Raw genomic sequence first — 9,932 nt, 5'->3', positions numbered from 1 at the left:
TTCGTCTCGTCTTCGGCATCTCTGCCGATCCCTTGCCGCCGTCGCGCTTCTCAGCGGCCCCGGCGTCGTGGGAGCCGCGTTATAGGCGGGTTGGATGAGACCGGCAAGAGCTTTTTTCTCCCCGGCACGTTTTTTTCCGAAAGCGGCCCTTTAGATCAGGCGCGGAGGGAAACGGCCCGCCGGCGAGAGGACGGCTGGGGCGCGAAGCCATCGTGCAGGAAGCGTTCGAGTTCGATCTCCTGGGCGCTCTTCGGCACCTGATCGATCGGACGAACATCGCAGCGCCCGTTCGCAGCGACCACGCGAAGAAGCATGGCGGCGGCGTATCGCGGATTCTGACGGTTGCTCATCCCAATCACTTCCCTTGTCATCAGGGTGCGGACACGCGAAGGGTCGACACCACAATCTTGATTTTAATTGATTGTGATGTTTTTGCCATAGCTTTTCGCTCTTCCGCCGAAAGAAAGTGACGAAGGCACTAAGCAATGGAAATTGTTGGATAAACCATGCCTCAGGATAAATCTGAGGGGTGTGAGAAAAAGAAGACGGGGCGTTTCCAGGCCGCCTTGCCGTGGATTTTATTCGAATGCAAACGACCTTTTGGCCGCCCTACCCTTCCCGGGGCAGCATGACGGCATGCCTGGACGCGCGGCACGAAGCCGCAGGCTGGTGGCAACACCGGCCAAGCCAGCGCAGAAGGCCGCACCGGACACCCCGCTGCGGCACATCTCGCTTGTGAAAGGGGGAAGCGCCACCCGAGGCGCTCCCCTTGTCTCAAGAATGGATCAGACCGGGAGCTGGCGCATCGAGGCCACGGCGGTCATTACGCCGCGGATCTCCGCCAGACCGCGCAGGCGCCCGATCGCCGGGTAGCCGGGGTGGGTCTTCTTGCCCACATCGTCCAGCAGCTCGTGCCCGTGGTCAGGGCGGAAGGGAATGCGCCAGTTCGGGTTGCCGGCGTCCTTGCGGCGCTTCTGCTCCTCCAGGAGCGTGGTAACGACCGACACCATGTCGACGTCGCCGCCCAGATGCTCGGCTTCCTGGAAGGAGCCGTCGGGGTCCTTCTTCACGTTGCGCAGATGAGCGAAGGTGACCTTCGGGGCGAAGCGCTTGATCATCCCCGGCACGTCGTTCTTCGCCCCGGCGCCGAGCGAGCCGGTGCAGAAGGTGATGCCGTTGGCCTCGGAATCGATGACGTTGACGATGAAGTCCAGGTCGTCCTCGTTGCTGACGATGCGCGGCAGGCCCATCAGCGGACGCGGCGGGTCGTCGGGATGGATGCACATGCGGATGCCGACCTCTTCCGCGGTCGGGATCACCTCGCGCAGGAAATTGGCCAGCGTCTCGCGCAGCGCGCCGTGGCTCATGTCCTTGTAGCGGTCGAGCATCTTGCGCAGGCCCGGGATGTCGTAGCGGTCGAAGGCGCCCGGCAGGCCGGCCATGATGTTGGCGAGAAGCTTCTTCTTGTCGGCTTCCGACGCCTTGTCGAACCAGGCGCGGGCGCGGGCCAGCACCTCGGGCGCATGGTCGTCCTCGGCGCCCGGACGCTCCAGCATGAAGACGTCGAAGGCGGCGTGCTCATGGGCGTTGAAGCGCAGCGAGGTGCCGCCGCCCGGCACCGGCGCGGCGAGGTCGGTGCGGGTCCAGTCGAGGATCGGCATGAAGTTGTAGCAGACCGTCGTCACCCCGCAGGCCGCGAGGTTGCGCAGCGACTGGCGGTAGTTGTCGAACAGCGGGGTCAGGTCGCCCTCGCCGATCTTGATGGACTCATGGACCGGCAGGCTTTCCACCACGCTCCAGCGCAGGCCGAGCGAGGGGTCGGCGGCGATCATTGCCTTGCGCTCCTCAATCTCCTCGACCGACCAGACCACGCCGTAGGGGATCTGGTGCAGGGCGGTGACGATGCCGGTGGCGCCGGTCTGACGGATGTGGTTGAGCCGGATCACATCGTCCGGGCCGAACCAACGCCAAGTCTGTTCCATGGTCTGCTCCTTGAAGAAGAGTGCTGTGCCGAATCCGGCATGTCTCGATGGGATTTGTGCGATGGGGCGCCTCAGCCCGCCGCCTCAGCCGCGACCGATTGCACGACGGCGCGGGCCCCCTCGGCGTATAGCCGGCGCAGCGCGTCGGTCACGGCGGCGGTGAAGCGCGGGTCGCGCGGCAGGTCGTCGCCGAAGACGGCGTTCAGCCCGAACAAAGCGGGTGCCAGACGGTCGGCCACCGGCCCGGCCTCCGCCGCCAGCTCGGCGAGCTTGGCGGCCATCGGGTCGCGCACGTCGATGGGGCGGCCGGCCTCGTCGGTGCCGGAGACGTAGCGCATCCAGCCCGCCACCCCCAGCGCCAGCCGGTCGATCGGCGCCCCGGCGGCCAGCCGGTCGCGGATCGTGCCGAGCAGCCGCTGCGGCAGCTTCTGCGTGCCGTCCATGGCGATCTGCCAGGTGCGGTGGCGCAGGGCCGGGTTGCGGAAGCGCTCGATCAGCGCGTCCTTGTAATGGTCGAGGTCGGCGCCCGGCGGCATGTGCAGCGTCGGACCGGCCTCCTCGTCCATCAGGCCGCGGATCAGCCGGACGAAGGCCGGATCGGCCATGGTGTCCGACACCGTCTCGTAGCCGGCGAGGTAGCCGAGATAGGCGAGCGTGGAGTGGCTGCCGTTCAGCAGGCGCAGCTTCATCGTCTCATAGGGATGGACGTCGGGGACCAGTTCCGCCCCCTCCAGTTCCCAGGCCGGGCGCCCGGTGGGGAAGCGGTCCTCGATCACCCACTGGCTGAACGGCTCGGTCACCACCGGCCAGGAGTCGCGCAGGCCCAGCCCGTCCGACACGCGGTCGCGGTCGGCGTCGGTGGTGGCCGGCACGATGCGGTCCACCATGCTGTTCGGACAGGCGACGTTCCCGGCGAACCACGTCCCCAGAGCGGGGTCGCGCAGCTCGGCGTAACGACGCAGCAGGCCCGCGGCGGTGTCGCCGTTGCTCGGCAGGTTGTCGCAGCTCAGCACCGTGAAGGGCTCCACCCCGGCGGCGCGGCGGCGGATCAGAGCCTCCACCAGGAAGCCGGGCACGCTGCGCGGGCTGTCCGGGTTGGCGAGGTCGTGGACGATGTCCGGATGGGCCTCGTTCAGCGCGCCGGTCGCCGGGTCGTGGCAATAGCCCTTCTCGGTCACGGTCAGGGTGACGATGCGGACGGAGGGGCGGGTCAGGAGGTCCAGCACCGCGGCGGGGTCCTCCGGAGCGACCAGCAGCTCGGTAACCGAGCCTATCACCCGCAGCCGCTCGCCGGCGGCGTCGCGCACCGCGACGGTGTAGAGGCCGCCCTGCGGCTCCAGCGCGTCGCGCGTGTCGGGGCTGCGCAGGCTGACCCCGGCGATGCCCCAGGGACCGAAGGACCGGGCCAGGGCGTCGTCGGTGTAGACGGCCTGATGGGCGCGGTGGAAGGCGCCGATGCCCAGATGGACGATTCCGGTGGTCAGCGCGGCACGGTCATAGCCGGGACGCTGCGCGCCATGGCGCAGCGAGGGCAGCGTGTCGGGGCTCAGGCGCATGGAACACTCCGCATAAGGGCTTTACGTCTCGAAGAAGTGGCTGTTGGTTCGGGCGATCTCGTCCACCGCCGCGAAGACGGTGCGCAGATGGGCGCGCATGGCCTCCTCCGCCCCGTCGGGGTCGCGGGCGGAAACGCGGTCCACGATGCTCTGGTGCTCGCCGACGATCTTGGCCGCCCAGCCTTCGCTGTGCAGCGACAGGAAGCGCACGCGGTCGAGCTGCGCCTTGACGGCGACCAGCAGGTCCCACACCGCCGGACGCCCGGCGATGCGGGCCAGCTCGGCGTGGGTGGCCTCGTCCAGGGCGAAGAACTCGGAATGACGGTCGGGGGACATCACCGCGCGGTGCGAGTCGAGAAGCCGGGTGAGCGAGGCGACGTCCGCCGCCTCCGCCCGTTCGGCGGCCAGACGCACGGTCCGGCATTCCAGGGTTTCGCGGATGAACTGGCTGTCGGACACCGCGGAGAGCTGGATCGGCGCCACGAAGGTGCCGACCTGCGGCACGATGCGCAGGAACCCCTCGTCGGCCAGCCGGCGGAAGGCCTCGCGCACCGGGGTGCGGCTGACGCCGTAGCGGGCGGCCACGCGGGTTTCCGAAATCCCCTCGCCGGGGCGGATCTCCCCCGACAGCACGGCGGCGCGCAGGGCGTCGTAGACCCCGTGCAGGCGGGGGCCGCGGATGTCGGTGGGGGCGGATGAGGTCGGCGAGTCGGTCATGGCGTCCATCGCGTCAACTTGCATACTAGTATGCCATTGCGGACGGAGGCTGGCAAGGGGGGAGCAGCCTTCATGTCGTTAGTGGAGGTGTTCCAAAAGTTGACTGATACGGGCGGTACCGGCAACAGGACGAACGGTGGCATAACGATACTCATTGCGTCCGAATTGGATTCGGCAGCTCACTAATGCCACTGGAAAGTTTTAACGAGATCAAGCATGCTAGCCTCAGGAAGCATGCGGGGATACGCTAGGTGCGCAGATGACTTAGGAAAATAACTCCTCGAATTTCGGATAGGAATTCTATGACTAATTTAATGAAGGGGAATATGCGTGGCTGGAAGCAACAAAGCAGATGACTTCAATACAGAAGATGAAAATGATGAAGTTCCGTTTGTTGAATTTGACATCTCCGTCTCTCCGTCAGACCCCACCTTAGAGCTACTAGCCTCACAAGTTATGCGTGGCGATATCATTGTCCCCTTCTACCAACGTCGGTATGTTTGGAAGATTGAGCAAGCATCTAGGCTAATCGAATCGTTCCTTATGGGGCTGCCCGTTCCCCAAGTTTTCCTGTACGTGAATAATGAGGGACAACTTGAGATTATTGATGGGCAGCAGCGCATAATGTCTGTAAAATATTTTCTTGAAGGATTCTTCGGCGAACCTGACAATCAAAATCGCCGCCAGATATTTAAACTGAAGGGTCTATCCGAACGATCCGAGTACAATAATAAGACGTTCACAGAACTGTCTCCGCGTGATCAGCGAAAATTGCGCAACTCGACGCTCCGGGCCATCAACATCAAGCAATTGAAGCCGAGCCTCCGGAACGACAGTGTCTTCCACATTTTCGAACGCCTCAACACCGGTGGCACGCAACTTAAACCTCAAGAGATCCGGAACGCCGTCTATCGCGGCGAGATCGTAGATGAACTCAAAGCACTCAACCTCACGCCAGGATGGCATAAAATTCTTGGTATTAGAAAACCCGATAAAAACCAGAAGGATGTCGAATTAGTTTTGCGCCTTTTTGCGCTTTTTGATGTGTGGACAGCTTACGAAAAGCCCATGCTTATATACTTAAACACCCAGATGGATATAAACCGAGACTTCTCATCGGAACGCGCGGCGCGTTTTAAGGGAAGGTTCCCAGTCGTTGTTGACACTATTAATAGAGCACTCAACAAGCCTTTCAGGCCGAAGGGCGTCATCAACGCAGCGGTGCTGGAAGCGGTAATGGTGACACTTCTCGAAAACGAAGGTATTACTGCCGACCAATTAAAAGAGCGATACGTTAATCTACTCAAGGATACTTCGTTCTCAAGCCATATCAGCGGCGGCACGACGGATACCCAAATGTTACGGTCGCGATTAGAAGTAGCTCGGAAAGTCCTGACTGATGCCCAGGGCTGACCTTGACATTCACTTTAACCGAATCGAACAATTGGTCATTGAGATGGCCCGGTTTGTTCCAAGCAGCCAAGTCGGCACTGCACAGTTTCGTGCTGACTTGGCGGGGCTACTCGTTGTCTCGATTTCGGCCTCATATGAAACATGTGTTAAGGAAACATTGATCACTTACGCCACCAAGCATCATGTCGCTTTTGGGGTCTTCGCGATTAACAACTACAAGAAGATGAACAGCAAAATTTCAGTTAATGATCTTCATGGATATACAGCCATCTTCGACGAGCAAGTGCGCGACAAGTTCAAAAGCCTACTTTCCAGTCGGAAAAAGAAGATTGACGATCGTATAGGGAAAAACATCGAATCTTGCTATAAGCAAATTCTAAGCTGGCGGCACGATTTTGCTCACGCTGGCATCAGAAATACAACGATTGAAGAAGCAATTGCGACCCACAGATTGGCGAAGAGAGTCTTGTATTCATTCGATGAGGCTTTCAACGGAAAGTGACGTTGATTTTCCCGTTCAGCCCCGAATTGCATCATCACCTAGCGGACTCTGGGCTAGCCTTTCTCGATGAGGGCGCCACTCATGTCCATTCTGCCGATGTGGATAGTAGCCAGTATTCTGCTGTTGGTATTTTTTGCTAAAAGCTTATTGGTAATAAACGGGCATGCATTACATCAATACCTGCTCCCGGTGCACAGCGGATAGACAGACCTCTCCTTCATTTACGCACACCACCCCCAAATCTCTCACTTCTCTCAACAATTACCCATTACCCTGCATCCGCGGAACTCCCTGACACCTCCCCTCCCACAACCCCCAGAAAAATGTTCGCCCCTTCCTCAAAATCAGGCTTGCGCGCCACGCTGATATATTAATATGCTCTCCCTCAAGGAACAGCACGGACCGGCCCCGCATGGGGCACGGGCCGGCGCATGGGGAGGACTGCAATGGCTTCGACTTCCAGGCGCGCCCTGGACGCTCAACCGCCCGGAACCGCTGCGGAGACCGTGCCCGGCAAGGCACCCAAAACCGTCTTGGGAACCGCAAAGGAACCGCGCCTGTCCGCCCGCGCCACGGCCACCGCGGAGATCTACCGGTCGCTGCGCGGGGACATCGTGGCCATGCGGCGCAAGCCGGGGGAGCCCATTGTGGAGAAGCACGTCGCGGAGTCCTTCGGCGTCAGCCGCACCCCGGTGCGTGAGGCTCTGCTGCGGCTGGCCGACGACGGGCTGGTCGAAATCTTCCCGCAGTCCGGCACCTTCGTCGCCCGCATTCCGGTCAACGCCCTTCCCGAAGCGGTGGTGATCCGCACCTCGCTGGAATGCACCGCGGTCCGCTACGCCGCCGTCCGTGCCGCGCGCAGTCAGGTCGCAGCGCTGCGGGCCAACATCCTGCTCCAGCAGGAGACGATGGCGGCGGGCGATCTCGACGGTTTCCACGAGGCCGACGAGGCGTTCCACAGCCTGATTTCCGAGATCGCCGGCTTCCCCGGCCTGTGGAACATGGCCCAGCAGGTGAAGATGCAGGTGGACCGCTACCGCCGCCTGACCCTGCCGGAGCCCGGCCGAATCCCGCATGTGCTGGCCGAGCACGGCGGCATCGTCGACGCCATCGCGGCGCGCGACCCGGCCGAGGCGGAACGGCTGATGACGATCCATCTCGGCGCCCTGCTGGAATCCGTCCCGAACACCCAGGGGGCCAACCCCTTCTTCTTCTCCGGCGTGCAGCCGGACGACTCGTCGAAGACCCCGTCCAAGACGAAGACAGAAAGCACCCCGTCATGACCAACCCCTTCGACCTCACCGGCAAGACCGCCCTGGTCACCGGGGCCAACGGCGGCATCGGGCAGGCCATCGCGGTCGCCCTGGCGCGGGCCGGCGCCGACATCGCCGTGGCCGGGCGCACCCCACCGGACGAGACGCGCGCCCTGGTCGAGGGGCTGGGCCGCCGCTTCGCCGCGATCCCCGCCGACCTGTCGAGCATCGCCCCGATCCCCGCCCTGATGGAGGAGACGGTCGGCACGCTCGGCGGGCTGGACATCCTGGTCAACAACGCCGGGCTGATCCGCCGCGACGACCCGCTGGACTTCACCGAGGCCGACTGGGACGCCGTGCTGGACGTGAACCTGAAGTCGGTCTTCTTCCTCTGCCAAGCCTTCGGACGCTACGCGCTGGGCAACGGGCGGAAGGGCAAGATCATCAACATCGCCTCCATGCTGTCCTTCCAAGGCGGCGTCCGCGTGCCCTCCTACGCGGCGTCGAAGAGCGGCATCGCCGGGATCACCCGGCTGCTCGCCAACGAATGGGCGGGCAAGGGCATCAACGTGAACGCCATCGCGCCGGGCTACGTCGCGACCAGCGTCACCACCGCGTTGCGCGCCGACGAGCGCCGCAACGCCGAAATTCTGGCCCGCATCCCCGCCGGACGCTGGAGCGAGCCCGCCGACATGGGCGGACCCGCGGTGTTCCTGGCCTCCGATGCGTCCGATTACGTCCACGGCACGATCCTGCCGGTGGACGGCGGCTGGCTCGCCCGCTGAGCAGATCAGCGATCAGGGGCCGCCTGCGAAAGTAAGGGGAAGATGAGAATGAGCACGGACGTTTTCGTGATCGACGAGGCGGTGGACTGGCAGGATCTCGGTGCCGGGGTGCGCCGCAAGATCCTGGGCCACAACGACGCCATGATGATGGTGCGCGTGGAGTTCGAGACCGGCGCCATCGGGCCGCAGCACCGCCACCCGCACGTCCAGTGCGCAGTGGTCGAGAAGGGCGCCTTCGACGTCACCATCGAAGGCGTCACCCGGCGGCTGGGCATCGGCGACGGCTACATGGTGCCGTCCAACGCCCTGCACGGCGTCGTGGCGCTGGAGCCGGGCGTCCTGCTCGACATCTTCACGCCCCCGCGCGAGGACTTCCTCGCCTGATGGAATCACCCGTTGCCCGGCGCGCGGGAACACGCGCCGGGCGGCTCCCGGACCCAACCGTCCAAACCAAAGAACCAGCCTAAAAACCGCTGTCTAAGAATCGCCAGGAGGACACGCTATGCATCTTTCGACCCGCGGTATCCGCGCCGCCCTTCTCGCCGCCTGCGCGGCCTGCACCCTGCTCGCCACCCCGGTCGTGGCCCGCGACTTCCGCTCCGCGGACATCCACCCGGCCGACTACCCGACCGTCGAGGCGGTGAAGTACGTCGACAAGCTCCTGAAGGAGCGGACCGGCGGCAAGCTCGGCGTGAAGGTCTACCCGAACGGCGCGCTCGGCACCGAGAAGGACACCATCGAGCAGCTGAAGATCGGCGGGCTCGACATGATGCGCATCAACGTGGCGCCGCTGAACAACGTCGTCCCGGAGACGATGGTCACCGCCCTGCCCTTCATCTTCCGCTCCACCGAGCACATGCGCGCCGTTCTGGACGGCCCGATCGGCGATGAGATCCTCGCCGCCATGGAGAGCCAGGGCATGATCGGCCTGGCCTTCTACGACAGCGGCTCGCGCAGCATGTATTCGGCCGCCAAGCCCTACAAGACGCTGGCCGACATGAAGGGCGCCAAGATCCGCGTCCAGCAGTCGGACCTGTTCGTCGCCATGATCCAGGCGCTGGGCGCCAACGCCACGCCGATGCCCTTCGGCGAGGTCTACACCGCGCTGAAGACCGGCATCGTCGACGCGGCGGAGAACAACTACCCGTCCTACGAGTCCTCGCGCCACTTCGAGGCGGCCAAGTACTTCACCCTGACCGAGCACGCGATGGCGCCGGAAGTGCTGGTCTTCTCCAAGGTCTCGTGGGACCGCCTGTCCAAGGACGACCAGGCCGCCATCCGCAAGGCCGCCAAGGACTCCGTCCCCTACATGCGCAAGCTGTGGGACGAGCGTGAGATGAAGTCCAAGGACGTGGTCGTGAAGGCCGGCGCCCAGATCGTCGAGGTCACGAACAAGCAGGAGTTCATCGACGCGATGGCTCCCGTCTACAAGCAGTTCGCGAGCACGCCGAAGCTGGACGGCCTCGTGAAGCGCATCCAGGACACGAAGTAAGCACAGTCGAACGCGGCGCTTCCCTTCGGCAGACCGAAGGGCGGCGCCGCGTCCTTTGAGGGGAGCAGGCGGCATGGAAATCGAGCTGCAAGCAATGGACCATAGCCCTCCGCGCAGCGCGGGCCTGCTCACGCGGGTGAACGCGCGTCTGGCGCGGTCGGGGATGTGCGTGGCGATGGTCGGCCTGATGGCCATCGTCTGTGTGGTGTTCTATCAGGTCTTCGGCCGCTAC

General features: G+C 63.7%; 10 protein-coding genes. 6 read left to right on the top strand and 4 right to left on the bottom strand.

Features of this window, described 5'->3' with window-relative positions; all coding sequences use genetic code 11:
• Nucleotides 1-155: 155 nt before the first annotated feature.
• The 4 genes from Q4I23_RS26310 to Q4I23_RS26295 all read right to left on the bottom strand — a co-directional run bounded on the left by Q4I23_RS26310 (nucleotide 156) and on the right by Q4I23_RS26295 (nucleotide 4,255).
• Nucleotides 156-350: a hypothetical protein gene (locus Q4I23_RS26310; protein WP_114859926.1), complete on the bottom strand. Its 195-nt coding sequence runs from the start codon at nucleotides 348-350 to the stop codon at nucleotides 156-158.
• A 435-nt stretch (nucleotides 351-785) separates the two neighbouring features.
• Complete coding sequence (gene uxuA / locus Q4I23_RS26305) at nucleotides 786-1,982, bottom strand: mannonate dehydratase (protein WP_498528168.1); 1,197 nt, start codon at nucleotides 1,980-1,982, stop codon at nucleotides 786-788.
• 71 nt (nucleotides 1,983-2,053) lie between these two features.
• A complete protein-coding gene (locus Q4I23_RS26300) occupies nucleotides 2,054-3,538 on the bottom strand; it encodes a mannitol dehydrogenase family protein (RefSeq protein WP_498528167.1) in 1,485 nt (494 codons plus the stop codon).
• Nucleotides 3,539-3,559: 21 nt separating this feature from the next.
• Entirely contained in the window at nucleotides 3,560-4,255 is a 696-nt protein-coding gene (locus Q4I23_RS26295) for a GntR family transcriptional regulator (protein WP_498528166.1), read from the bottom strand.
• A 330-nt stretch (nucleotides 4,256-4,585) separates the two neighbouring features.
• Here Q4I23_RS26295 and Q4I23_RS26290 point away from each other — a divergent pair, with 330 nt between their 5' ends.
• The 6 genes from Q4I23_RS26290 (at nucleotide 4,586) to Q4I23_RS26265 (ending at nucleotide 9,700) form a co-directional block, all read left to right on the top strand.
• A complete protein-coding gene (locus Q4I23_RS26290; protein WP_498528165.1) occupies nucleotides 4,586-5,668 on the top strand; it encodes a GmrSD restriction endonuclease domain-containing protein in 1,083 nt (360 codons plus the stop codon).
• The gene (locus Q4I23_RS26285; RefSeq protein ID WP_498528164.1) at nucleotides 5,655-6,170 is read left to right on the top strand and encodes a HEPN domain-containing protein; all 516 of its coding nucleotides are present in this window, start codon (nucleotides 5,655-5,657) and stop codon (nucleotides 6,168-6,170) included. Before Q4I23_RS26290 ends, Q4I23_RS26285 begins: the two co-directional genes overlap by 14 nt.
• A gap of 446 nt (nucleotides 6,171-6,616) precedes the next feature.
• On the top strand, nucleotides 6,617-7,453 hold the full coding sequence (locus tag Q4I23_RS26280) for a GntR family transcriptional regulator (RefSeq protein WP_498528163.1): 837 nt from the start codon (nucleotides 6,617-6,619) through the stop codon (nucleotides 7,451-7,453).
• Entirely contained in the window at nucleotides 7,450-8,208 is a 759-nt protein-coding gene (gene kduD / locus Q4I23_RS26275) for a 2-dehydro-3-deoxy-D-gluconate 5-dehydrogenase KduD (RefSeq protein WP_498528162.1), read from the top strand. Before Q4I23_RS26280 ends, kduD begins: the two co-directional genes overlap by 4 nt.
• A 48-nt stretch (nucleotides 8,209-8,256) precedes the next feature.
• Nucleotides 8,257-8,592: a cupin domain-containing protein gene (locus Q4I23_RS26270; protein ID WP_498528161.1), complete on the top strand. Its 336-nt coding sequence runs from the start codon at nucleotides 8,257-8,259 to the stop codon at nucleotides 8,590-8,592.
• Between the two features lie 118 nt (nucleotides 8,593-8,710).
• Nucleotides 8,711-9,700, top strand: coding sequence for a TRAP transporter substrate-binding protein (locus Q4I23_RS26265; protein WP_376998368.1), 990 nt, complete (start codon nucleotides 8,711-8,713; stop codon nucleotides 9,698-9,700).
• The last annotated feature ends 232 nt before the right edge of the window (nucleotides 9,701-9,932 follow it).

It is taken from the genome of Azospirillum sp. UFLA03-27 (assembly GCF_059803775.1).
This window is presented reverse-complemented; position numbering and strand designations above follow the sequence as displayed.